The organism is Amycolatopsis albidoflavus (assembly GCF_039525725.1).
GTDB lineage: Bacteria > Actinomycetota > Actinomycetes > Mycobacteriales > Pseudonocardiaceae > Amycolatopsis > Amycolatopsis albidoflava.
On the sequence record NZ_BAAAHV010000031.1, the window covers coordinates 179,349 to 203,746 of the forward strand.

General features: G+C 67.0%; 20 protein-coding genes and 3 tRNA genes. 14 read left to right on the plus strand and 9 right to left on the minus strand.

Features of this window, described 5'->3' with window-relative positions:
- The first annotated feature begins 371 nt into the window (after positions 1–371).
- The 5 genes from ABD156_RS45320 to ABD156_RS45340 all read left to right on the plus strand — a co-directional run bounded on the left by ABD156_RS45320 (position 372) and on the right by ABD156_RS45340 (position 3,379).
- Positions 372–623, plus strand: a complete 252-nt coding sequence (locus ABD156_RS45320; RefSeq protein ID WP_344288005.1) for a hypothetical protein — start codon at positions 372–374, stop codon at positions 621–623.
- Between the two features lie 349 nt (positions 624–972).
- Positions 973–1,045 (plus strand) — tRNA-Glu (locus tag ABD156_RS45325).
- Between the two features lie 14 nt (positions 1,046–1,059).
- Positions 1,060–1,133, plus strand: a tRNA-Asp gene (locus ABD156_RS45330).
- A gap of 31 nt (positions 1,134–1,164) precedes the next feature.
- Positions 1,165–1,238 (plus strand) — tRNA-Phe (locus ABD156_RS45335).
- A gap of 329 nt (positions 1,239–1,567) precedes the next feature.
- Entirely contained in the window at positions 1,568–3,379 is a 1,812-nt protein-coding gene (locus tag ABD156_RS45340; RefSeq protein WP_344288007.1) for a glycoside hydrolase family 9 protein, read from the plus strand.
- Positions 3,380–3,705: 326 nt separating this feature from the next.
- Here ABD156_RS45340 and ABD156_RS45345 read toward each other — a convergent pair whose 3' ends face one another.
- The 4 genes from ABD156_RS45345 to ABD156_RS45365 all read right to left on the minus strand — a co-directional run bounded on the left by ABD156_RS45345 (position 3,706) and on the right by ABD156_RS45365 (position 8,923).
- Complete coding sequence (locus ABD156_RS45345; protein WP_344288009.1) at positions 3,706–3,828, minus strand: hypothetical protein; 123 nt, start codon at positions 3,826–3,828, stop codon at positions 3,706–3,708.
- Between the two features lie 33 nt (positions 3,829–3,861).
- Positions 3,862–4,695, minus strand: coding sequence for a serine protease (locus ABD156_RS45350; RefSeq protein WP_344288011.1), 834 nt, complete (start codon positions 4,693–4,695; stop codon positions 3,862–3,864).
- 434 nt (positions 4,696–5,129) lie between these two features.
- Positions 5,130–7,835, minus strand: a complete 2,706-nt coding sequence (locus ABD156_RS45360) for a sensor domain-containing protein (RefSeq protein WP_344288013.1) — start codon at positions 7,833–7,835, stop codon at positions 5,130–5,132.
- A gap of 116 nt (positions 7,836–7,951) precedes the next feature.
- Positions 7,952–8,923: a rhomboid-like protein gene (locus tag ABD156_RS45365; RefSeq protein ID WP_344288015.1), complete on the minus strand. Its 972-nt coding sequence runs from the start codon at positions 8,921–8,923 to the stop codon at positions 7,952–7,954.
- Between the two features lie 148 nt (positions 8,924–9,071).
- Here ABD156_RS45365 and ABD156_RS45370 point away from each other — a divergent pair, with 148 nt between their 5' ends.
- Together ABD156_RS45370 and ABD156_RS45375 are read left to right on the plus strand one after the other, a co-directional pair.
- Positions 9,072–9,602 (plus strand): hypothetical protein, encoded by a 531-nt coding sequence (locus ABD156_RS45370; RefSeq protein WP_344288017.1) that lies wholly within the window; start codon positions 9,072–9,074, stop codon positions 9,600–9,602.
- 66 nt (positions 9,603–9,668) lie between these two features.
- Entirely contained in the window at positions 9,669–11,603 is a 1,935-nt protein-coding gene (locus ABD156_RS45375) for an APC family permease (protein ID WP_344288019.1), read from the plus strand.
- A 534-nt stretch (positions 11,604–12,137) separates the two neighbouring features.
- Here ABD156_RS45375 and ABD156_RS45380 read toward each other — a convergent pair.
- Complete coding sequence (locus tag ABD156_RS45380; protein WP_344288021.1) at positions 12,138–13,556, minus strand: pyridoxal phosphate-dependent decarboxylase family protein; 1,419 nt, start codon at positions 13,554–13,556, stop codon at positions 12,138–12,140.
- Between the two features lie 265 nt (positions 13,557–13,821).
- The gene (locus ABD156_RS45385; RefSeq protein WP_344288023.1) at positions 13,822–14,262 is read right to left on the minus strand and encodes a pyridoxamine 5'-phosphate oxidase family protein; all 441 of its coding nucleotides are present in this window, start codon (positions 14,260–14,262) and stop codon (positions 13,822–13,824) included.
- 88 nt (positions 14,263–14,350) lie between these two features.
- Here ABD156_RS45385 and ABD156_RS45390 point away from each other — a divergent pair, with 88 nt between their 5' ends.
- A complete protein-coding gene (locus tag ABD156_RS45390; protein ID WP_344288025.1) occupies positions 14,351–14,920 on the plus strand; it encodes a TetR-like C-terminal domain-containing protein in 570 nt (189 codons plus the stop codon).
- Here ABD156_RS45390 and ABD156_RS45395 read toward each other — a convergent pair.
- Positions 14,877–16,217 carry a nucleobase:cation symporter-2 family protein gene (locus ABD156_RS45395; protein ID WP_344288027.1) on the minus strand — a complete coding sequence of 447 codons (1,341 nt, stop codon included), beginning with the start codon at positions 16,215–16,217 and terminating at the stop codon, positions 14,877–14,879. The genes ABD156_RS45390 and ABD156_RS45395 overlap by 44 nt on opposite strands.
- Positions 16,218–16,292: 75 nt before the next feature.
- Here ABD156_RS45395 and ABD156_RS45400 point away from each other — a divergent pair, with 75 nt between their 5' ends.
- Both ABD156_RS45400 and ABD156_RS45405 read left to right on the plus strand, forming a co-directional pair.
- A complete protein-coding gene (locus tag ABD156_RS45400) occupies positions 16,293–17,414 on the plus strand; it encodes a 5-methyltetrahydropteroyltriglutamate--homocysteine S-methyltransferase (RefSeq protein WP_344288029.1) in 1,122 nt (373 codons plus the stop codon).
- Positions 17,411–17,734, plus strand: coding sequence for an NIPSNAP family protein (locus tag ABD156_RS45405; protein ID WP_344288031.1), 324 nt, complete (start codon positions 17,411–17,413; stop codon positions 17,732–17,734). The genes ABD156_RS45400 and ABD156_RS45405 overlap by 4 nt, the downstream gene beginning before the upstream one ends.
- On the opposite strand, the gene ABD156_RS45410 is transcribed toward ABD156_RS45405, so the two are convergent.
- The gene (locus tag ABD156_RS45410) at positions 17,735–18,406 is read right to left on the minus strand and encodes a MerR family transcriptional regulator (RefSeq protein WP_344288033.1); all 672 of its coding nucleotides are present in this window, start codon (positions 18,404–18,406) and stop codon (positions 17,735–17,737) included.
- 88 nt (positions 18,407–18,494) lie between these two features.
- On the opposite strand from ABD156_RS45410, the gene ABD156_RS45415 reads away from it, so the two are divergent.
- From ABD156_RS45415 to ABD156_RS45430, 4 genes are all read left to right on the plus strand, one after another.
- Positions 18,495–19,574: an erythromycin esterase family protein gene (locus ABD156_RS45415; protein WP_344288035.1), complete on the plus strand. Its 1,080-nt coding sequence runs from the start codon at positions 18,495–18,497 to the stop codon at positions 19,572–19,574.
- 67 nt (positions 19,575–19,641) lie between these two features.
- Positions 19,642–20,865, plus strand: coding sequence for an NAD(P)/FAD-dependent oxidoreductase (locus tag ABD156_RS45420; protein ID WP_344288037.1), 1,224 nt, complete (start codon positions 19,642–19,644; stop codon positions 20,863–20,865).
- 12 nt (positions 20,866–20,877) lie between these two features.
- Positions 20,878–22,050, plus strand: a complete 1,173-nt coding sequence (locus ABD156_RS45425) for a 4-hydroxybenzoate 3-monooxygenase (protein ID WP_344288039.1) — start codon at positions 20,878–20,880, stop codon at positions 22,048–22,050.
- A gap of 61 nt (positions 22,051–22,111) precedes the next feature.
- Positions 22,112–22,834: a Clp protease N-terminal domain-containing protein gene (locus ABD156_RS45430; RefSeq protein WP_344288041.1), complete on the plus strand. Its 723-nt coding sequence runs from the start codon at positions 22,112–22,114 to the stop codon at positions 22,832–22,834.
- Positions 22,835–22,928: 94 nt separating this feature from the next.
- Here the strand turns inward: ABD156_RS45430 and gndA are convergent, their stop codons facing one another.
- On the minus strand, positions 22,929–24,365 hold the full coding sequence (gene gndA, locus ABD156_RS45435; protein WP_344288043.1) for an NADP-dependent phosphogluconate dehydrogenase: 1,437 nt from the start codon (positions 24,363–24,365) through the stop codon (positions 22,929–22,931).
- Between the last annotated feature and the right edge of the window lie 33 nt (positions 24,366–24,398).

A 24,398-nucleotide genomic window follows, 5' to 3' on the forward strand; every position in this document is an offset into this window, starting at 1 on the left:
ATTTGATCACCTGTTCAGCCCAGTCGGTAAACGCATTTCGCGACTGTCTGTTGATCAGGAGTACAGAGAGTAGATCCGCAGGTCAGCACTGGTGTGCAGAAATGGAGAGACCCCCGCGCCAGGGGGAGGAACGCGGGGGTCGGAGGGGATCTCCACAGGCGCTGACCGGGGGTGTGTCAGCAACACCGATTGTTGCACGTGTTCCGGGGATCGGCGAGGGGAAGCCGGGAGAAATCGTTCTGCGCGATCTTGGAATGCGTTACCAGGGAAGCTTCGGAGAGTGTTCACAGGTTCACTCTCCGGGGGGCTGCCGGTGTCGCTCGCCGCTGGTTAGCCTCGCGGCCAGTTGTTGCGAACCGCACGGAGGGGCCATGAGCGGATCGGTCGAAGTTCGTCAGTTCCTCCTTCGGTACGAAGGTGCCGACGGGGGAAGCACGTCACTGTCCGGCGGCGTGCCGGCGCAGCGCAGGTCGTCGGAAGGGCAACGGGTCTCCGACGACCAGGTCCGCCGAGCCCGGCTGGCCGTCGCGGCCGGCGCGCTCGACGTGGAGGACTGCGTGCAATTGCTGGAGATGCTCGGGCTCAGTCCGGGTGACGACGGCGAGGCGCCCGTGCAGCGCTGACCCGGCCGGCTCGGGCGCGGGCGAGTCGTCGTGGCCACCGGTCTTGGCGTGAACTCGTGTCTCGATAGACGGGAAGCGCGGCTTGAGCGGGCCCGGATTCCCGGCGTGCGGGGTCGCCTCCGGCGTAGAGTGGCGTGGCGCACACCGATCGTCCGGAGCGGCTTCGGGCGGGCCGATCGGCGTCGCGTGGTGCGGTCAGGTTGTCGACGCGGACGTTGTCGCAGGTCGGAGGCTCGCTGACCGCTTAAGGAACCCCCGGTGCAAACCCCTTGGAACGTGCCCTATGCTTGTAATCGCTCCCAGGGGAACACCTGAGAGCGCGGTCGGTCGGTACACCGAAACCGGCCGGGCTCCCATCGTTCAGTGGCCTAGGACTCCGCCCTTTCAAGGCGGCAACGCGGGTTCGAATCCCGTTGGGAGTACGCAGTACCAGTAAGGCCCTGTGGCGCAGTTGGTTAGCGCGTCGCCCTGTCACGGCGAAGGTCGCGGGTTCGAGTCCCGTCAGGGTCGCAAGATCGTTCGGCTCCTAGCCGGCGTTCCCGGCCAGGTAGCTCAGTTGGTACGAGCGTCCGCCTGAAAAGCGGAAGGTCGCCGGTTCGACCCCGGCCCTGGCCACACCGTTACCTGCGAAAAGAGCCCTCATCCACTCGGATGGGGGCTGTTTCGTTTTTCGGCCGTCTCCGTTGCGGCCCCGCGCAGGGACGATCGAGTTGCCGCGCGACGTACCCCTGCTGCCGTTGGGCGGCCACGAGGCTTGGCTCGACGGTCGTGGTGCCGTGGTCGTGATTGAGGCAGTGGACCGCGGCTCCCGCGTGTCCGCGCAGGCCTCTCCGGCCAACTGCGTCGACCTTGGGTCCGCCATTCGGAAGCAGTCTTGCCAAACCTCCGGATCGCTACTTAGCCTCAATAACATCTCAGAGGTCTGGACCACTTGGAGGTCGAGAATGCCGGGAGATGTGGGGCGTCGCAGTTTTCTCGCCGGGTCGGCGGCGGTGGGGGTCGGGGCAGTGGGGGCGACGACACCGTTGGGAGCTGAAGCGGCGGCCGTCGAGGCGCAGGCCGGGGTGGCGGTCTACGCGAACCACGTCGGTTACGCGCCCGGTGCGCCCAAGCGGGCGGTGCTCGCGACCGGGTCGCCGCGGGCGATTCCAAGGTTTACCGTCGTCGACGTCGCCACTGGGAAGGTCGTCTTCACTGGGAGTCCGCGGCCGGCCGCTCAGGTTCCGGGTTGGGACGACCGGCATTACTGGACCGCGGACTTCTCCGCGCTGAAGGCCGAAGGCGAGTACGTCCTGCTCGCCGCGGACGGGCGGTCGCAGCCGTTCCGCGTCGATCAGCTGGTGCTTGAGCGCTACACGCTCTCTCACGTCGTGCACTACTTCAAGGGCACCCGCAGCTCGGACCGCTTCGATCGCCAGGACCGCGCAGCGCCGATCGGCCCCAAGGGCACGCAGGTCATGGACGCACACGGCGGCTGGTACGACGCGACCGGCGACTTCGGCAAGCACTTCACACAGCTCTCGGACCGCAGCTACTTCAACACTTTGCAGATTCCGCTCACCGCCTGGGTGCTGGCCAAGGCGTACCAGCGGCTCACGGCGCGCGGCGACACCAACTTCACCCAATTGCGAACCTGGCTGGCCGACGAAGCACTGTTCGGCGCCGATTACCTGCGTCGGGTGAAGCTTGCGGACGGCACGTTCGTCACCTCGGTCATCCAGCCTGGGCCGCCGAAAGATCCGAAGCTGCGGTACGTCCTGGCGAACAGCGACGGCGAGCCCGTCCAGGTGAATTACCGCGAAGGCGGCGGGGTCGCGATCGCGGCGCTGGCTGCGGCGACCACGCTGGACGCGTCGGGCGACTACTCCCACGAGGAGTACCTGGCGACGGCGGAAGCGGCGTTCGACTTCCTGGAGCACCACAACGTCGAAATGACCAATGACGGCAAGGAAAACATCCAGGACGACTACGGCGCGTTGCTGGCGGCGGTCGAGTTATTTCAGGTGACCAAGAAGCCAGTATACCGCGAGGCGGCGGATCGTCGAGCGCACAACCTGTTGCAGCGCTTGGTTTCCTGGAAGTCCTACCGAGACTACTGGCGCGCGGACGACGGCGATCGGCCGTACTTCCATCCCTCTGACGCTGGGCTGCCGGTGATCAGCCTGCTCTCCTATGCCGAGATCGCTGACGCGGCAACGGTTTCCGAGGTGCTGAAGGTGGTGCGGCGGTCGCTGGAGTTCGAGCTGGCGGTGACTGCCGAGGTGCCTAACCCGTTTGGGTATGCGCGGAATCTTGTGCAAGATGGAGAGGGTAAGAGGTACAGCTCATTTTTCTTCCCGCACAACGTCACGCCGCGAGTGAAAGACCAGTGGTGGCAGGGTGAGAACGCGCGGATCGCGTCGCTGGCGACCGCCGCTCGGCTTGCCGCGCAACGGTTTTCGGGCGAGTTCGCGGGTCGGCTGCGGTCGTACGCGGCGGACCAGCTGAACTGGATCTGCGGCAGCAACCCGTACGGCGTGTGCATGCTCGACGGCAGCGGCCGCGACAACCCGCAGTACAGCTGGCTCGGGTCGTGGCAGTTCCTGCCGACGGCGGGCGGGATTGTCAACGGCATCACCGGCTTGAACGAGGACGGCAGCGGAATCGCGTGGGACCGCGGTTACGTGGTCACCGGAAAGGACGACGATTGGCGGTGGGATGAACAGTGGTTGCCGCATTCGACGTGGTACTTGTACGCGGTTGTGGTGGGGGATTGAGGTGGATCCCGGGGCGGCGGGATGAACGGTGGCTGCGGCACTCGTCGTGGTACCTGTATGCGGTCGTGGTGGGGGACTGAGATAGGTCCCGAGGCGGTGGGCGATCGGCAGGTTCCGGTGGCGCTGCGGGAAGGGCACCTGCTCTGGCGAGGACAGTGAAGGGAAGCTCGCGGGAAGTTCCGCGGGATCCCCTTGCCAACGCCCTGGTTCGGTGGCTTCGCAGAGCGTTGTCGTGCCCGGGACGAGGTCCATCGCGGAGCTTGGTCGTGCCGAGTGTGATGCGCGGCGTCGGGTCGCCGTGGGGTGGCTGCACCTTGGTACTGGCGTCAGAACGTGGCCGTGCCCGGTACGGGCTGCACCGCGTCGGGACTGCTGCAGGGGGTGGACGCACCCTGACCGTGGCCGGAGAACTTGGCCGTGCCCGGCACGATCTCAACCGTGCCGGGCACGCCAGGTACGTTAGCTCGCAGCTAGAGCGAACGCTAGATCAACGGCCCGCGGAACTTAGCCGTCCCCGGCACCAGTTCCACGGTCCCAAGCCCGCCATGAGCACTCGCGTACGCCAGCTCACGCGAAAGGTCGCCGACACCGTTCGTCCCGGGCTGCGGGGCCAGGTTCAGCGTGCTCAGCACCCCGAGCGCGTTGCCGTCCCGGTCGAGGAAGCCGCTTCCCGAGTCGCCGGGGATGCCGGGGGTCACCGTCAGTACCGTGTGGCTCCAGCCGCCGCCGGTGTCGCCCAGGCTGGTGCCCTGTTTGGGGGACAGCTGGGTGATGCCGCCGCGCAGTTCGGAGTTGCCGTAGCTGAGCACCGTGCCCAGTTGCTTCGTGCCGGCGGTGTTGACGCCGGTCGGGCCGCCCCAGAAGGGCAGGCTCGGGTTCACCTTGGACACATCCGCCGGGTCGACCTTCACGAGCGCGAGATCGTTGTACTGGCAGGTGTTCGCGTCCGCTTCGTGGCGGGACTGCATGGTCAGCCACGAGTTGTACACAAGCGTCCCGGGCTTGCTCGCTCCGGTGATCGAGACGGGAGTGCCGATCGGGAGCGAACCGGCGGAGCAGCCGTTCGTTTCGGTCGAGCCGCCGGTGCCGGAGCAGTGCGCGGCTTGCCCGAGGAAAACGTCCGTTCCGTTGCTGTACACGAAGTTCGAGGTGCATTGCGCCCCGTTGGTGTGCGTCTGCACCCCGGGGTGCACGGCGGCGGTGTCCGCCGGGGCCCAGGTCGGGGCCGCTGCCCACGCGGTCGCGGGCAGCAATGCGGCGGCGGTCGCCAGTGCCGTCACCGCACTGGCCCGGGCCAGTGGTCGAGGGGTCTTCATCGGGCTCCCTTCGAGAAAGGCCAGCACTCACTCGGACGTGTGCTACTGACTGGTAGGCATCGCGGGGTACATCACACCAGAGAGTGGTGCCAGTCACAACCGTCGTGACCCTGGGTGATTGTTGACCGAAGCAGCCGACGTCGACGCCTACCTCGCGCGCGTGGGGCAGCGGCGGGAGAAGCTGTCCGTAGCGGCGCTGGGGCGGCTAGCGCAGGCGCGCGTTCGGGCGATCCCGTTCGAGAACATCGGACGCCGCCGGGGGCGGGTATTGCTACGAGCAGGCCGGGTTGTTCGCGGCCGTCGCCGAGCAGCTCGGGTACGAGGTGCAGCGCACGGGTCGAGAACCGCACGATCGAACCGGTCGATCTCGGCAAGACGTTGGAGGATCTGGACGTCTTCCTCACCGACGACGAGCTGGCGGCACTGCTCGAGACTTACTGAAACAGCTCCGCGGCGGCCAGCGGCCGGCCGAGGTGGTAGCCCTGGGCCTGGTCGCAGCCGAGTTCCCGCAGCAGCGCCAGCTCTTCCGCGGTCTCGACGCCTTCCGCGACCACCGTCAGATCCACCGCGTGCGCCATCGCGATGATGCTCGTGACGATCGCGGCCGCGTCGCGGGAGTCGGCGATTCCGGTGATGAACGAGCGGTCGATCTTGAGAGTGTCCAGCGTCAGGCGACGCAGCTGGGCCAGCGACGAATAACCAGTGCCGAAGTCGTCGATGGCCAGCAGAACACCGAGAGAACGCAAGGCGGACAACACTTCCGCGGCCGCTGACGTATCGCGCATGAGGGCGCTTTCGGTGACCTCCAACGTCAACGAGCCGGGCGGCAGGCCGGTGGTGGCCAGTGCGTCGCGGACCGCCGGGACCAGATGCGGGTCGTCCAGTTGCCGGACGGAGAGGTTCACTTTCAGGCTGAGATCGAGGCCCCGGCCATTGCGCAGGGCGGCCAGTTCGCGCGTCGTGTCGCGCAGGACGTACTTGCCCAGCACGTTGATCAGTTCGCTTTCCTCGGCCAGCGGAATGAATTCCGCTGGCGAGATCGCGCCGTGTTTCGGGTGCGTCCAGCGCAGCAATGCTTCGACGCCGACCATTTCGCCGGTGCGCAGGTCGACCACCGGCTGATAGGCGGGCCACAGTTGTCCACTGTGGACAGCGTCGCGGAGATCCTGTTCCATCCGCAGCCGGCGCTGCATGCGCTCGCGCAGTGCGACGTCGAAGAATTCGAACCGGCCGCGGCCGCGCGATTTCGCTTGGTACATCGCGACATCCGCGTCGCGCAGCAAATCCTCCGCGCTGCGGCGGTCGCCCGGTTCGACGAGGACGATGCCCATGCTCGCGTCGAGGTGCAGTTGCCTGCCGTGCACCGAAACCGGCTCGGCCAGCACCGAACGCAGGTGTGCGGCGAAGACCCCGACCTGCGCCTGGCCGGTCGTCGCGGACGTGACGACCACGAACTCGTCGCCGCCCAGCCTGCCGACGACGTCGTCGGGCCCGGTGGCCCGGCGCAGGCGTTCGCCGGCGATGCGCAGCACCTGGTCGCCGACCGGGTGGCCGAGGGAATCGTTGATCAGCTTGAACTTGTCCAGGTCGAGGAACAGCACGGCGGCCGCCTCGGCGCCGTCGCGGCGGTCGAGCCGGTCCAGCACCAGGGTGCGGTTGGCGAGCCTGGTCAGCGGGTCGTGGGTCGCCTCGTGGGCCAGGCGGGCGCTGATCGCGCGCCGTTCGGTGATGTCGGTGAAGGACGTGACCACCGAGACGCCGTTCGGGTCGTCCGAGTCGAGCAACCGCGAGGTCAGGGACACCCACACGTCGCGGCCGTCGGGCCGGCGCAGGCGCACGACCAGGCCGTTGTGCGTGCTTCCGGTGCGGCGCGTGCGCATGGACGGCAGCTCGTCGTCCGGGATCCGGTTGCCGTCCTCGTCGAACAGCACGAGCGTCGTGCACGGGACACCGAGCAGCTTCGTCTCGGGGACGCCGAGGATGCGGCAGGCGGACGGGTTCGCTGACTGGATCAGGCCGGTCGGGCCGATCACCAGGACGCCCTCGTCGAGCGCGGCGACGACCGTCGCGTAGTGCTGCTCGACGCGGCGACGTGCGGTTTCGTCAGTGCAGACCAGGAGGAAGCCGTCGACGGTCTCGGTCGCGGACACCCGGACCTGCCGCGGCGAGCCGTCCCGGCCGCGGTGGGTTTGTGCGGCGACGCTGTCGCGGATCGCGGCCGGGTTCGGGTCGATGCCGAGCACCTCGTGCACCCGGCGGCCGAGCGCCTCCGGGGCGGGCCAGCCGTACACGGTCTCGGCGGCCGGGTTCCAACCGGTGACGATGCCTTCGGCGGTGATCGTGACGATGGCGTCGCTGACATGCGTGACCAGCGCTTCTTGCGCGCGGACGGCAGCGGCGGCGGCGTGTTTGACGGTGCTGTCGCGGATCACCACTTGGAACGACGGCGGATTCGAGTCGCTGGTGCGCACCGAAACGGTTTCCGCCACGAATTTGCTCCCGTCCAACCGTTTCAGCACCGCTTCGCGCGGTTCCGCACTGGGATCCTCAAGCAGCTGCGTGGATTCGGCGGCCACGAAGTCCCTGAACTCTTGGCTGACGACCTCGTGCGCCGCCCGTGCCGCGAACAGGTCGAGCGCGGCCTGATTGGCATAGGTGACGACGCCGCCGGAATGCACGCAGATCGCGTCCGGACTCTGTTCCATCAGCAGCTGGTAGCGGTCGGACAGCTCCGCGAGATCAGACTTGTCCGGCTCGGTTTCCGCGACCGCCGAGGCGACGCCGAGCAGGCCGGTCGTGTGGTCCTGTTCGCCGACAGTCCGCGCGCGCAGCCGGATGCGGCGAGGGGTCCCGTCGGCGCCGTCCTGTGGCTGTTCGAGTTCGAAATCGCGGCCGGGCGGGGTGCGGCGGAGGTTCGCGGTGAGCGGGCGCAGCAGCTCGGTGAGCCGGTCGCACAGCTCCTTGCCGGTCGCGCCGGGGAGGCCGAGGACGGCGTCGAGGCCGGGCAGCCACGTGAGGGTCGCCGGTTCGGAGGCATGCAGGGAGAACAGGACCCCCGCGCCGGCGTCCGGCCGCAGGCCCGCGAGCTGGGCGCGCCGGGTGATTCCACCCGGTTCACCGGCCAGGGCGTCAGCCTCCATGGTGCTTCCGATCCCCCTTGTCGGCGTATGGCCCGTCGATTACACCACCGAGTGAAGCCTGTGTATATCCACACGGGGAGCCGCTTGCATCACTCGTCTGGACGCCGACGGCGGTGCTATCGGGCGATGCGGGGCACGCTGCGCAGTCGCGGACCCCACACGAGCAGGCCGAAGTGGGCCGCACAGGCATGTCCGAGGACCGTCACGACGGAGGCGAGACTGGCCGGATCGTCGGTCACATAAACGCTGATAACGAATAGCTCAAGGGCCACGATCCCGGCGATCCTGGCCCGCCCGCGCAGCAGCGCGACGAGCACGCCGGCGGTGGTGAGGAAGCCGTAGCTGACCCCGATGTCGAGCCAGCGGCCCGCGGAATGCGGCAGGACGTCGGTGTGGATCAGGGCCATGACCGGCAGTTCGGTGGCGATCGTGGCGAGCACGTGCCCGCTGAAGAAGACCAGCGCCGTCCGGAGCCCGCCGAAGCGGCGCTCGAACGGGGCGACCGCGATCGCGAAGATCACCGCGTACGGCAGCCAGCCGCCGTCGGCGATCCAGAACGCGCTGGTCAGAAGCGCGGTGAGGGGGTGGCGCGCCATGTTGTGCGCGTCGGTGCTGGAGACGGCGAGGAGTTTGTCGGTGAGCTTGGGGCTGGCGAAACGGATGAGCAGCGAGGTGCCGAGGAGGAGAACGAGGTAGCCGAAGGTAAACGGCGTGGACCGCGGGCTGGGGACGAGGGCGAGCCAGGCTCGTTTCGGCCGCCAGGTCGCGGGGATGGCCAGGAACGGAACTCTGGGCGCGGGCTGGACGAGGTCGAGCGGATCGCTGTCCGGCAGCACCGCCGTCGCCGTCGGCCGCGGGGATCGGATGAGGTCGGCCAAATGGGTTCCGCCTGCCCGGGTCGGGGCCGCGGCCCCGGCCGGTTCGAGGACGTCGGTGGTTCCGGCGGGCGGGACGGAGGTGGGAGCCTGCCCGCGCAGCCACGTCAAGGAGCGCCACTTCCGGGGAGTTCCCGTGGTGGCAGCACTGCGCGCCGGGCGGGGTGCCGGATCCGGCTCGCGCAGCGACATGCGTCCAGAGTGGCTGGGCATGCTGGGATTTTGGCCAAGAGCAGCTGTGAATGCGCTGTGATTCACACCCGCTAGAGTGAGCACTCAGGGTAGAAGGTTTCGCCTGTTGTCACCCGTTCGGTGGGCTCATCCGGTAGGAATAGGCCACTCCTGGTGAAAGGTCTCGCTGGTGAACGACGAGGTTTCGGTCGCCGAGCTGTTGGTGCGCGAAGGACACGAACGACGGATCCCGCCGCCGTCCCGGTCCCGGTGGCGCATGGTTTCGGTGATGCTCGCGGTGATCGTCGGCTGCGGGGCCGCGGCCATGCTCGTCTCATACGGGACCACGGCGAGCGACGGGGCCTCCCGGATCACCGAGATGCGCGTGGTCGAGATGCCGGATCGCACCGGTGGCGCTGGCGGCGTCGACGAGACCAACCCGCCGACGCCCACCGGCGAGGAAACCGAAGGCGGCACGGTCGGCGTCGGGGATGCTCCTTCGAGCAAGGTGAACGTCAACCCGCTCGGCGAGCACAGCACGCCTGCTCACTCGGCTGATTCCGCTCCGTCTCATCCGGCGTCGAGCGAACGGCCGGAGACCACCGGTCCGGCCTCGCCGACGCAGCCGTCGTCGAGCCCTTCGGGTCCGTCGAGTTCGAGTCAGCCGTCTTCGCCGAGCAGCCATGAGCCGCCGTGCGTCCTGAACATTATTTGTCTCTGAGTTGTGTACCGGGTGAAACCCTGAGCGTCCGCTGAGCGTGGTCCGCGCCGGGCGGTAGAACCCGGCATGATCGGCCGCGTGCCGAATACAAAGCTGCGTGCCTGGCTCCTCGAGGGCGAGCACAAGCGCGCCCAGCAGATGACCGGTGGCAAGCGGGAGACCAAAAAGGCCGAACAGCCGTGGTGGAAGGTCATGTGCCTCACCGGCGTCGACTACTTCTCCACGCTCGGATATCAGCCGGGGATTGCCGTACTCGCCGCGGGAGTGTTGTCGCCGTTGGCCACTGTGGTGCTGGTGGTGCTGACTCTTGCTGGGGCGCTGCCGATCTATCGGCGGGTCGCGCGGGAGAGTCCGCATGGCCAGGGGTCGATCGCGATGCTGGAGAAGCTGCTGTCCCGGTGGGGCGGGAAGCTGTTAGTGCTTGCGCTGCTTGGGTTTGCGGCTACGGACTTCGTCATCACGGTGACGTTGTCGGCGGCGGATGCGACTGCGCATGTTATTGAGAATCCGTTTGTTCCGGCTGCGCTGCATGGCGGGCAGGTCTGGATCACGTTGGTGCTCATCGCGTTGCTGGGGGCGGTTTTTCTCAAGGGGTTCGCTGAGGCTATCGGGGTCGCGGTCGTTCTCGTCGGGGTTTATCTCGCGTTGAACGTCGTGGTGGTGGTTGTCGCGTTGGCGCATGTGTTCGGGGCGCCGCAGTTGATTGTGGACTGGCAGAACTTGCTGGTCAGCGAGCATCCCAATCCTTGGATGATGGTTGGGGTTGCGCTGGTGGTGTTTCCCAAGCTTGCGCTCGGGTTGTCGGGGTTTGAGACCGGGGTTTCGGTGATGCCGCTGGTCCGGGGGTCTCGTGGGGATACTGAGGCTGATCCGGTTGGGCGGATTCGGAATACTCGGCGGTTGCTCGTTACCGCGGCGTTGATCATGAGCGCGTTTCTGATTACGTCCAGTTTTGCTACTGCGGTGTTGATTCCGCAGCGGGAGTTTCAGGCTGGCGGGAAGGCTAACGGGCGGGCGTTGGCTTATCTGGCGCATAGTTATCTTGGGGATGGTTTTGGTACTGTTTATGACGCTAGTACCATTGCGATTTTGTGGTTTGCTGGGGCTTCGGCGATGGCTGGATTGCTGAATATCGTGCCTCGGTATTTGCCGCGGTATGGGATGGCTCCGGACTGGGCTCGGGCTACTCGGCCGTTGGTGATCGTGGTTTCGGTTATTGCGTTTGTTATTACGTTGATCTTTGATGCTGATGTCGAGGCTCAGGGTGGGGCGTATGCTACTGGGGTTTTGGTGTTGATCTCGTCTGCTTCGGTGGCGGTTACGCTGTCTGCTCGGCGGCTTAAGCAGCGGGCGTTTTGGGGTTATCTGGCGATCACTGTGGTGTTTTTGTACACGACGATCGCTAATGTGGTGGAGCGGCCGGAGGGGGTGAAGATCGCTGGGTTCTTTATTGGGGCGATTGTGTTGACCTCGTTGATCTCTCGGGCTACTCGGTCGTTGGAGTTGCGGGTCGAGAAGGTTGAGTTCGACGCGGCGGCGCAGCGGATCGTGGACAAGGCCGTGCGGTCTGGGGCGGTTCGGATTATTGCTAATGAGCCGGATGCTCGGGATGAGGAGGAGTATCGGGAGAAGGAGCGGGAGGCGCGGGAGGACAATCATATTCCTCGGGACAGTGCGTTGTTCTTTCTTGAGGTTACTATTTCGGATGCTTCGGATTTTGAGACTACGTTGCGGGTGCATGGGGAGAAGCGGGCTGGGTATCGGATTTTGCGGATGAAGAGTCCGTCTATTGCTAATGCTATTGCGGCGGTTTTGCTGCATCTGCGGGATGAGACTGGGGAGCGGCCGCATATTTACTTTGCTTGGACGGAGGGGAATCCGTTTAAGTTCTTGGGGCGGTATTTGTTTTTTGGGGATGGGGATGTGCCTCCGGTTACGCGGGAGGTGCTGCGTCGGGCGGAGCCGGATCCGCAGCGGAGGCCGTTGGTGCATGTGGGGTGAGTTTCGGCTCGTCGCCTGGCGGCGACCTTGCCCCTTGGTTGCGTGGGGCACCCCGAAGGTTGATTGTGCTGACGGTTCGGGGGTGCTTGTCAAGGCGGGAAAGATGCCTTGACAAGCACCCCCGAACCGCAGGGAGGCTTCGTATCGGGGTGCGGGGGAGGGGCTGGGTGCCTCGATAGTTGGGTGCACCGGCGGCGGTTGGCGGGTGAAGGTGGGGCTTGCGCCCCAATGTGGCGTTGGGTGCATGTGACGCACCGAATGCCGCATTGGGTGCGTGGGACGCAACCAATGCCGCGTTGGGTGCGTGGGATGCACCGAGCGTCGCGGTGGGTGCGTGGGATGCACCGCGACGCCACGGTTGGGTGCGCGGGATGCACCGAATGCCGCGTTGGGTGTGTCGCGGAGATGGGGCGGGCTGTGAAGGGCTCCTTGAGGGAATCTGGGTCTGTGAAGGTTCCCCTCACGGACTTCGGCGGGTCGTGAGGGGAACCCTGAGGGACTCAGAGTCCCTCAAGGTGGCCCTCACGGAACTGGTCAGGGGGTGGCCAGGGCGGTTAGGCGGCTGGCTAGTAGGTCGATGTCGGCTTCGGTGGTGCGGTGGTTTGTGATGCAGGCGCGGACGCAGGCTTGGCCGCGAATTCTTGCGGGGCCTAGCATCGCGGTGCCTTCTTCGTGCAGTCTCGTGAGGAGTTCTGCGTGTGCTTCGGCATTGCGGCCGGGCATTCGGATGCAGACTGCGGTGAGCGTCACCGGGTTCATCAAGGTTAAGCCGGGGGCGGCGGCGATGTGTGAGCCTAGGCGGGTGGCCAGGGTTAGGCAGCGTTCGGTGACTGTTCGGAAGGCTCCTACGCCGAAGGTGCGCAGTGCGGCCCAGACCTTCAAAGCCTTGAAGCTGCGGGAAAGTTGTGGTCCGTGGTCCATGTAGTCGAGCAGGTGGGCGTCGTCGATTGCGGTGAGGTAGGACGACGACGAGGAGAAGGCGAAGGCTGCGCGTAGTTTCGCCATGTCCTTGACTAGCAGGGCTCCTGCTTCGAGCGGGGCGAAGAGCAGCTTGTGCGGGTCCAGGGTGATGGAATCCGCGCGGGACAACGGAAGTAGCGCGTCGCGGGTTGAATCGGCTAGGACGAATAGGGCTCCGTATGCGCCGTCTACGTGTAGCCAGAGATTTTCTTGTGCGCAGAGGTCCGCGATGGGGCCGATGGGGTCTATCGAGCCCGTGGTTACCGTGCCTGCGGTGGCTACGATGCAGAACGGTTCTTTTCCGGCCGCCCGATCGTCGGTGATTGCTTGGGTTAGCAGGTCGACGCGGAGTTGGAAATGGTCGTCGGTCGGGATTGTGCGGACGTTGGCTAGGCCGATTCCCAAGAGGGTGGCGGCTTTGACGACGCTGCGGTGTGCTTCGTCGGAGGTGTAAAGCACAAGAGGGGCGCGGTTATCTTGCAGGCCGTGTTCGCGGAAGTCTGGTCTGCGGTCGGCGATGGCGGCGGTGATCGCGTCCTTAGTGGCTCCGGAACCGCCGTTGGTGAGGATGCCTCCGGAGGACGGGCCCAGGGCGAAGAGGGTGGTGAGCCAGTCCATGACGGAGCGTTCGATCACGTTGGCGGCGGGGGAAATCTGCCACAGGTTGCAGTTCTGGTTCAGGATTGCGGCGATCGCTTCGGCGTAGGGGCCGATGCCGGTGGGCGGGCCCTGTACGTAGGCGAGGAAGCGTGGGTGGGCGATCGTGGTGGTGTAGGGCACGATCCGGTCTACGACGTCAGCGAAGAAAGCTTCTACGCCAAGGCCTTCTTCCGGGAAAGGTTCGGCCAGCAGTTTGGCCAGGGTTTCCCGGTCTGCGTCAGGGGCGATCGGGCGACTAGTGAGTGAATTTTCGTAGCTGTCGGTGAACCTGGCCAAAAGTTCGGCGGCTCTGGTCCGTTCGGCGGCATTGAGAATGAGGGAAGTGCCGTCCATGCGCCCTCTTCTGCTCGAAGGTCTTTTCCGGCACAAGGTGGCATGGTCCAGAACAGTGGTGCAATGGCGGAAAGCAGGGGGTGGGGCTTTTGGCTGCTGGGCCGAATAGGACGAGGAAAGGAGTGCCCGAACGGCCGGGGCAACTAGGGAAACCGGGCATGATCGGGGTGTGCGGCCGAACGGCGGTACCGGGGAAGGGTTGGGGGACAAGGGGTTCCAGGGTCGGCTCCGGCGGAGAGGGGACGGAGCCGACCCTTGGAGGGGGTCAGGAGAGTTCGTCGGTCAGGTCGCTGAAATCCGCGGTGTTCCAGCGTTCGGGGCGCATGGAGATCACGACATTGTGGCTCTGTTCGGGAGTGGCTTTGACGTAGGCGAGCGCCGCGTCCTCGGGCAGGTATCGGCGCGCCATCTCTAGACGCTCCTCTTCGGTGACTGCGCGGACGCCGGTGACGGGGCCTTCGGCGGTCGCGTAGCGGATGGTCTTCGGGTCTTGCACGCACAGGGCGAAGCGGCCGGCGGCTTCGATCAGTTTCGTCTTCCGGGCACCGGGCGAGGTGAGCACGGTGACCTCGCCGCCGGGGGTGTACTGGTGCCAGATCGGGGTGGTGAGCGGTGCGCGGCCGGGCTCCGCGGTCACGCTCAGGACGCTGATGATCGGTTCGGCGAGCAGGGCCTCGCGTTCGGCGGGCTGGATCTTGCTGACCATCTCGGAGCTCCTTAAGGCCAATGGATTTGCCTTTAGGTTACGCACACTTCCGGCATTAAGGCCACCCCCTTTGCTTTAGGATGGCGGGATGACTCGGCCGGGCGGACGCAGCGCGCGGGTGCGCGAAGCGGTGCACCGTGCGGTGATTGAGCTGCTCGCGGAGGGGGAGACGACTGCGGGGGTACCGCAGATCGCGGAGCGGGCAGGGGTGAATCCGACCAGCGTTTACCGGCGCTGGGGCAGTTGCGCGAGCGTGCTGCTCGACGCCGCGGTCGCTCGGTTGAGCCTGACGTCGCCGGTGCCGGACACCGGGTCGCTGCGGGGCGACGTCGAGCAGTGGGCGACGGCGGTCGAGCGCGCGCTCGCGGATCCGGATGGCGCGGTGCTGGTTCGGGCGTTGATCACCTTCATCGGGACCAACGCTGATCCGATCGAGCATCTGCTGTCGCGTGGCGAGGACCTGGAGCAGATGCTGACTGCGGCCGCGGCTCGTGGCGAGCCCGCGCTGGACCTGCAGGAGCTGCTGGACTACGTGCTCGCTCCGCTGTATCTGCGGGTGTTGCTGAGCAGGCCGATCGAACCGGGGATCGGCGTGCAGCTCGCCGACCGGTTGCTTACGGCAGCAGGTCTTCCTCCCGCTTCCGGCCAAGGTGGTTGAACAGCAGGTTCAGTACGAAGGCCAGTACCGCGGCGACGGTGATCGGGCTGCCGCAGATCGTGCGCAGCCAGGCGGGAAAGTGCTGGAAGAACACCGAGTTGCCGAAGCGGTCGAGGCCAAAAGCGGGCAGCAGGCCGACGCCGAGTGCTACGGAAACCACGAAAGCGTTGTGATTGCCGGAAAAGTCGACCTTCTTGAGGGTCTGCACGCCGACCACCCCGACCATCGCGAACATCACCACCGCGACGCCGCCGACCACCGGTTCCGGGATCGCGGCGATGAACGCGCCGATCTTCGGCACCAGGCCCATCACCACGAGCATGCCGCCGGTCGTGGCGACCACCCAGCGGCTGCGCACGCCGGTCATCTGCACCAAGCCGACGTTCTGCGCGAACGCGGTGTCCGGGAAGGAGTTCATGAAGCCGCCGAAGATCGCGGACAGTCCGTCGGTCGCGAGGCCGCGGGAGAGATCGGACGGCGTGACCGGGCGGCCGGTGATCTCGCCGACGGCGATCAGGTCGGCGGTGGTTTCGGTGAAGGACACCAGCATCACCACGCACATCGACACCACGGCGGCGACCGGGAACGTCGGCGCTCCGAAGTGGAACGGCGAGGCCAGCCCGAACCAGCTCGCGTCGCCGACGCCGGAGAAGTGCGTGCGGCCGAGCGGGATCGCGATCAGCACGCCGGCGATCAGCGCGACCAGCGGACCGATCTGGCCGAGGAACCCGCGCAGCACCCGGGTGAACAGCACCACCAGCGCGATCACGCCGAACGCAAGCCCGAGGTTCGCCGGATCGCCGTAGGACGGGTCCCCGGTGTCGTGGCCGCCGATCATCGCCGTGCCGGGGCCGAGCAGCGAGATGCCGATGACCAGCAGCAACGTCCCGGACACCAGCGGCGGGAAGAACCGGATCAGCGCGGCGAACGGCCGGGCGATCAGCAGGCCGAAGACGCCGGAGGCGATCATCGCGCCGTACACCGCGGTGATGCCGTACTGCGCGGCGATCAGGATCATCGGGTTGACCACGGTGAACGTCGCGCCGGCGACCACCGGCAGCCGGACGCCGAACAGCCGCCCGATGCCGACCGACTGGACCAAAGTGGCCAGTCCGGCGACGAACAGGTCCGCGTTCACCAGCAGTGCGATCGACGCGTTGTCCAGGTGCAGCGCGCTGCCGATGACCAGCGGAACGGCGATGCAGCCGGTGTACATGATCGCCATGTGCTGCAGTCCGAGCAGAAGCAGCCGTCCGGCGGGAAGGCCCCGGTCGACCGGGTGCGCGGCTTTGGTCATGAGCGGCTCCTTCTGGTTGGTCCTGCCGGATTATGCGCTGCACATACCGCCGGTTTGTGTGTGACCATGCCAGACATGACTGCACGACCTCCGTTCCGTGCCGATCATGTAGGGAGCCTGCTGCGGCCGGCGGTGCTGCGCGAAGCGCGGCGCGACCAGGCGGCGGGGGAGATCTCCGCCGAACAGCTGCGAGCCGTCGAGGACGACGCGATCCGCGACGTCGTGAAGATGCAGAAGGCGGCCGGCCTCGAATCGGCGACCGACGGCGAGTTCCGTCGCTCCTCCTGGCACATGGACTTCATCTACGCGCTCGGCGGCGTCTCGCGCAGCGACGAGCGGCTGCACGTGAAATTCCACAATCTCGCGGGCGACCTGGAGTTCAGCCCGCCGGGCCTGCAGGTCGACGGCAAGGTGCGCCTCGCCGAGCCGATCTTCGCCGACCACTTCGAGTTCCTGAAGGCGCACACCGACCCGGGCATCACGCCGAAGCTGACCATCCCGTCGCCGAGCATGGTCTATTACCGCGGCGGCCGGGCGGCGGTCAGCGAGACCGTGTACCCGGAGCTGGACGAGTTCTTCGCCGACCTCAGCGCGGCGTACGCGGAGCAGTTGCGTGCGATGAACGCGCTGGGCTGCACGTATCTGCAGCTGGACGACACCAGCCTCGCGTATCTCAACGACCCGAAGCAGCGCGAACTCGTCGCGCGCATGGGCAGCGACCCGGACACCATGCACCTGCGCAATATCTCGACGATCAACGCCGCGCTGGCTGGGAAACCGGACGACCTGACCGTGACGACGCACCTGTGCCGAGGCAATTTCCGCTCGTCGTGGGTGGCGTCCGGGAGCTACGAGTTCGTCGCCGAGGCGCTGTTCGGCGAGCTGGCGGTGGACGGCTTCTTCCTGGAATACGACGACGAACGCTCCGGCGGGTTCGAGCCGTTGCGCTTCGTGCCGAAGGGAAAGCGGGTCGTGCTCGGGCTCGTGACCAGCAAGCGGCCGGAGCTGGAAGACCCGGACGCGCTGGTGCGGCGGATCGAGGAAGCGTCGCGGTATGTGGACGTCGACCAGCTGTGCTTGTCGCCGCAGTGCGGGTTTTCGTCCACTGAGGAGGGAAACGATCTGACCGCCAGCGAGCAGCTGCGGAAGCTGGAGCTGATCGTTTCGACGGCGGAGCGGGTCTGGGGTCGTTCGTGATCACCTGCGTGGTCGACTACGTGATCGACCCGGAGAAGATCGCGGACTTCGAACGGTTCGCCGCCGAGTGGATGCGCCTGGTCCGGCGCGAGGGCGGGGTGCACCACGGGTATTTCCTGCCCGCGGAAGGGGCCAGCGACGAGGCCCGGGCGCTGTTCAGCTTCGAAAGCCTGGCCGCGTACGAGCGGTACCGGACACTGTTCGGAGTGGACCCGGAGTTCGTGGCGGCGGATCGGATCCGGGACGAGAGCGGGTGCGTGATCCGGTACCGGCGGACGTTCATGCGGCCTCTTTTGCCGGACGATCAGCTGCCGGAGTGATCACGTGAGGTAACGCGACAACTGAGCAGCCCCGTCCAGCATCGCGTGTGCTCGGGCGGTGAGCCGGGAACGCCAGGTACGCAAGGCTTCTTCCAGCGGCGCGACCCCGCCCGCGTGTCGGACCTGCTCCAGCACTGCCGCGATTCGGGCCAGGGGGTAGCCGCCGCGGCGTAGCTGGTGGGCTAGGCGGGCGTCGCGCACTGCGGCCGGTGGGTAGCGGCGGTTTCCGGCTCGGTCTCGCTCCGGTTGGAGGATCCCGGCGGCTTCCCATTTGCGCAGCGTGGCGGGGTGCACGGACAGCTGGTGCGCGAGCGCGCCGATGGAGGGCACAGTCTGGCGTGCGTCCGGTTCCTGCGTCAGGTTTCGCAGCGCGTGCTCGACTTCGGTGAGCGTGCCGCGGTCGCGCAACAGCTCGGCGTGGGCCTCGTCGATCAGCTGGAATGCGGTGTCTTCCGAACGCTCGTTGACCGCCCGCAGAATCGCTGCCGCGCGAGCGTGGCCGAAGCCGGGGCGCAGGGCGAGGAAGGCGCGCAGCGCTTGCGCGTGGTGTTCGGTGTATGTCCGGTAGCCCTGCGGTCCGCGTTCGGCGGGCGGGAGGATGCCGTCCTCCTCGTAGTTGCGGACGGCTTGGGTCGACAAGCCGTGCTCCCGGGCGAGGTCCTTCGGCCGCATGTCACCTCCGGTTTGAGGGTTCCTCCCCATTCAACCAGGTGAGTTGAGCAGAAGTGCCAACTGAGAGTTCAACGATACGGTCAAAGCAATGCAGACCTTTGACGACTTCCTCGCGCACCGTTCGCCGACTCTGCTGGGTCTCGGCGAGCCCACGCATTGGACCGAAGCGTTCCCCTTGTTCCGCAACGAAATCTTCCAGCACCTCGTCCTCGAACACGGCTACCGTTCGATCGCGCTGGAGAGCGACTGCCTGGCCGGACGCCTGGTCGACCACTACGTGACCACTGGCGAAGGCGATCTCGACAAGGTGCTGGCCACCGGGTTCAGCCACGGTTTCGGGGCGTTCCCGTCGAACCGCGCGCTGGTCGAGTGGCTGCGCGACTACAACGCTGGCCGGCCGACCGAAGACCAGGTCCATTTCCACGGTTTCGACGCTCCGCTCGAGATGGCGAGCGCGCCCAGCCCGCGCGCGGTACTCACCGAACTGCATGGCTTTCTGGCCAAGCATCTTGACGACGTGCCCCACGACGTCGCCACCATCGAGCGGTTGGCCGGCGAGGACGCGGCGTGGGCGGACGAAGCGGCGATGTGGGACGGGGCGAAGTCCAAAGGGGACAGTCCTTACGCACGGGAGCTTCGGCTGGTCGCCGACGATCTCGCCGGCCACTTCAAACGCGCACGACCGGCGTTGCCCGACGGCGGCGATCTGCTCGCCCGGACCGCGGTCGGGCTCTGCCGCTACCACTCGCTGATGGCCGACACCTCGCCGGAACGGATGGGCAGGCTCGGGGCGCAGCGCGACGCGATGATGGCGGACAACCTGCTCGCGCTGCCGGACACGTTCGTCTCCGCGCACAACCAGCACCTGCAGCGACGCGCGGCTTCGATGATGGGTGGGCGGTGGTGGAGCGCGGGCGCGCAGGTCACTGACCGGCTTGGTGACCGGTATGTGTTCATTGCCACCGATTTCGGCTCTTCCGATGCGGTAGGGGAGCCCGCGCCCGGGACGCTGCAGGCGTATCTGGCCGCGACAGTTCAGGACCGTGAACTGGTCGAAACCGCCGGAATCGACCCGGAGCTGCCCGCGCGGACCGGCGACGGACGCGGGTATCTCCCGTTCGACGCGGTCGAGGCGGCGGACGCGATCGCGTTCCTGCAGCGGGTGTGACCGCTGCTCCTCGACGATCTTGGCTGAGGTGTGCTCAGATGGAGCCCGAGATGTCGGGAGGAGCGAGATGAGCACTGAGACCGTTCTCGTCGTCGGCGGTGGGCAAAGCGGGTTCCAGGCCGCGGCGTCCTTGCGCGACAAGGGGTTCGCCGGCCGCGTGGTTCTCGTCGGCGACGAGCCGGGGGTGCCGTATCAGCGGCCGCCGCTGTCGAAGGCGTATCTGGCGGGCAGCGCGGGCGTCGAGCAGCTGGTGTTGCGGCCCGAGGATTACTTCGCCGAGAAGGAGATCGAGCTGGTCCGCGGCCGGGTCGCCGCGATCGACCGCGACGCGGCGGAGGTCCGGCTCGAAGACGGTACGGAGCTCAGTTACGACCATTTGGTGCTGGCCACCGGAGCGCGCAATCGTGCGCTGCCGGTGCCGGGCGCCGACCTCGAAGGCGTCCTGACGCTGCGCACGCGCGCGGACGCCGACCGGCTGCGGGCTTCGCTGGACGCGGCTGGCGACGTCGTGGTGATCGGCGGCGGGTTCATCGGGCTGGAGTTCGCCGCGCACGCCGGCCGTCCGGTAACCGTGGTGGAGGCGCAGGACCGGCTGCTCGCGCGGGTCGCGTCGCCGGAGATCTCGGAATTTTTCGCCGAACATCACCGGGCGGCCGGGCACACGCTGTTGCTGGGTGTCGGCGTAACCGCGCTGCACGGGTCTGGTCGCGTGGAGTCGGTTGAACTCTCCGACGGGCGACGGCTGCCCGCGGACCTCGTGGTCGTCGCGGTCGGCGTGCTGCCGGAGACGGCGCTCGCCGAGGCGGCTGGGCTTGAGGTGCGCAATGGCGTTGTGGTCGACGAACACCTGCGTACCGAGGATCCGAAGATCTTCGCGATCGGCGACTGCGCGTGCTTCCCGTGCGTGCAGGCCGGTGCCGCGACTCGGCTGGAATCCGTGCAGAACGCCGTTGACCAGGCACGATCGGTGGCCGCGGCGATCGCCGGGGAACCGGCCCGCTACGACAGCCTGCCGTGGTTCTGGACCGACCAGACCGGCGCGAAACTGCAGATCGCGGGCATTCTCGGAGCCGCCGACCGGACCGTGGTCACCGGTGATCGGGACGCCGGGAAGTTCTCCGTGCTGTCCTTCCGCGACGACGTGCTGATCGCCGTCGAATCGGTCAACCGCGCGCCGGACCACATCGCCGCGCGCCGGTTGTTCGCCGCCGACCCGCATCCGGCGTACGCGGATTTGGAAGCCAGCTCGTTCGATCTGAAAGCACACCTGAAGTCGCGCACCGCGGCTTGATCGGAGGTTCCGTTGCGCACGCAGGTCGCCGTGATCGGTGCCGGCCCGGCCGGGCTGCTGCTGTCGTATTTGCTGCACCAGGCCGGGGTCGAGGCTGTCGTGCTCGAAGCCCGCGACCGCGAGTACGTGCGGCAACGCGTGCGCGCCGGGGTGTGCGAGCAACCGACAGTCGACCTGCTCACGGAGATCGGTCTTGGTGGCCGGTTGGCAGCGGAAGGCTTGCCGCACGAGGGTTTCTCGCTCCGATTCGACGGTGCCGACCATCGTATTGCGCTCACCGAGCTGACCGGCAAGGCGATCACGGTGTACGGCCAGCAGGAGATCGTGAAGGACCTCGTGGACGCGCACGAGGCCGCGGATCTTCCGCTGCACTTCGAGGTTTCGGAAGTTTCACTGTCCTCTTTGGATACCTCGCGCCCTGTTGTGCGCTACCGGGATTCCTCTGGTGCCTGGCAAACTCTGGAATGCGACGCCGTGGCGGGCTGCGACGGTTTCCACGGTGTCTCGCGTCCGTCCATTCCGGACGGTGTGCTGACTACTTTCGAGCGGGAGTACCCCTTCGCTTGGCTGGGGGTGCTGGCGCAGACGCCGCCGTCGCACGAGGAGCTGATCTACACCCATCATCCGCGGGGTTTTGCCTTGCACAGCATGCGTTCCCCGGACGTCACGCGGCTGTACCTGCAGGTTGACCCGGCGGAGAACCTGGCGGACTGGTCGGATGACCGGATCTGGGCGGAACTGTCGACGCGCCTGGCTGTTGACGGGGAGTTCACTCTGCAGGAGGGGCCGATCCTGGACAAGGGCATCACGCCGATGCGCAGCTTCGTCACGGAACCCATGCGCCACGGCCGCTTGTTCCTGGCTGGCGATGCGGCGCACATCGTGCCGCCGACTGGGGCCAAGGGGATGAACCTGGCTGTCGCGGATGTCGTGGCGTTGTCGCGGGCTTTGGTCGCTTTGCTGCAAGGGGATTCGTCGCTGGCGGAGTCCTATTCGGACACTTGCCTGCGGCGGGTGTGGCGGGCGGAGCACTTTTCGTGGTTCATGACGACGATGCTGCATGTCGACCCGGGGGCGGACGCTTTCGCTCAGCGGCTGCAGCTGTCGCAACTGCGATACACGGCTTCGTCGAGGGCGGCGGCGACGAGTTTGGCGGAGAACTACGTGGGGTTGCCGTTCGCCTGAGTGCACCTACCTGGTCAACCAAGGGTTGACGCACCTCAATCGTCAACCTACAGTTGACGCCATGACCGACTCAGTGAAACTCGACGACCTCATCAGCGCCATCAAGGCGAACAACGACAAAGACGCTCTCGCCCAGCTCACCGACGCCGTGTACGTCGGCCAGCATCTCGGCGACGTCGCGGACCACCTGATCGGCCACTTCGTCGACCAGGCGCGGCGCAGCGGGGCTTCCTGGACCGACATCGGGGCCAGTATGGGCGTAACCAAACAAGCCGCCCAGAAGAGATTCGTGCCGAAGAGCGACGATTCATCCGGCGGAATACAACGGATGTTCGGCCGCTACACCGACCGGGCGCGGCACGTCGTCGTCGCGGCTCAGCAGGCGGCCATCGACGGCAAGAGCCCCGAGATCGACACCGTTCACCTGCTGCTCGGCCTGCTTTCCGAGCCCGACGCGCTGGCCGCCGGCGCGATCGTCGCGCAGGGGATCACTCTCGACGCGGTCAGGGAAGCCGCCGTGGCGAAGCTGCCGGAGCCGGTCGACCAGGTGCCGGAGAAGGTGCCGTTCGCTCCGGCGGGCAAGAAGACGCTCGAACTCACCCTGCGCGAGGGGCTGCGGCTCGGGCACAACTACATCGGCACCGAGCACATCCTCCTCGCCCTGCTGGAACAGGGCGAGGGCGCGGGCTACGAAGTCCTTGCCGCACTGGGGGTCGACAAGGAACAGGCCGAAACGAAGATCAAGGAATTCCTCGCGGAAATTCTCAGCACGTTGCAAAAATGATCGCCGTCGCGCTCGCGGTGCTGTTCATCTTGACCCTGATATAGCGAAGGGCTCTCCCCTCAAAGAGGGGAGAGCCCTTCTGCGGCGCCAAAAATCAGGCTTCGACCTCAGACTGGTCCCCGGCCCACAGGGTGTGGAACGAGCCCGGACGGTCGACCCGCCGGTAGGTGTGCGCGCCGAAGAAATCGCGCTGTCCCTGCACCAGTGCGGCCGGCAGCCGGTCCGCGCGGAGGCCGTCGTAGTACGCCAGGGCGGTCGAGAAGCCGGGCGTCGGGATGCCAAGGCGGACCGCCGTCGAGATCACCGAACGCCACGAGTCCTGCGCGTTTTCGACCGCTGCCCGGAAACCGCCGGAGGTCAGCAGAGTCGGGAGACCCGGCTCTGCGGCGTAAGCGGACGTGATGTCGTTCAGGAACTTCGCCCGGATGATGCACCCGCCGCGCCAGATCGACGCGACCCGGCCCAGGTCGATGTCCCAGCCGTACTCCGCCGCACCGGCCTGGATCTGATTGAAGCCCTGTGCGTACGCGACCACCTTCGACGCGTACAGCGCCTGCTCGACGTCGTCCGCGAAGGTCTCCAGCGCAGACCCGGTCAGCGGCGTGCGCGTCGGGCCGCCCAAGCCGCGCGCGGCCGAACGCAGCCCCGTGGACCCGGACAGCGACCGTGCGAAGACCGCTTCCGCGATGCCGCTGATGGGCACGCCCAGGTCGAGCCCGATCTGCACGGTCCAGCGGCCGGTGCCCTTCTGCTCCGCCGCGTCCTCGACCACGTCGACGAACGGCTTGCCGGACGCGCCGTCGACGTGCTTGAGCACCTGCGCGGTGATCTCGATCAAGTACGAGTCGAGCCGCCCGGTGTTCCAGGTGCCGAAGACGTCGGCGATCTCCGCCGGCGAGTAGCCCGCCGCGCCGCGGAGCAGGTCGAACGACTCCGCGATCAGCTGCATGTCGGCGTACTCGATGCCGTTGTGCACCATTTTGACGAAATGCCCGGCCCCGTCCGCGCCGACGTGCGTGCAGCACGGTTCGCCGTCGACCTTCGCCGAGATGTCCTCGAACAGCGGGCCGAGCGACTCGTAGGACTCCTTCGACCCGCCGGGCATGATGCTCGGCCCGTGCAGCGCGCCTTCCTCGCCGCCGGACACACCAGTGCCGACGAAGTGCAGGCCGCGTTCGCGCAGCGCCTGCTCGCGGCGGCGGGTGTCCGCGAAGTGCGCGTTGCCCGCGTCCACGATCACGTCGCCCGGCTCGAGCAGCGGCGCGAACTCCTCGATGACGGCGTCGGTCGGGCCGCCCGCCTTCACCATGATCACGATCTGCCGCGGCCGCTCCAGCGCGTCGACGAACTCCTGCGCGGAGTACGCCGGGATGAAGTCGCCCTCGTCGCCGAACTGCTCGACGAGCGAGCGGGTGCGCTCCTCGGAGCGGTTGTGCAGGGCGACCGTGTGCCCGTGCCGGGCCAGGTTCCGCGCCAGGTTGCGGCCCATGACCGCGAGGCCGGTGACCCCGATGCTCGCCTTCTTGCTCATCCGAAACCTTTCCGAAAACCTCTGCCGGATTCC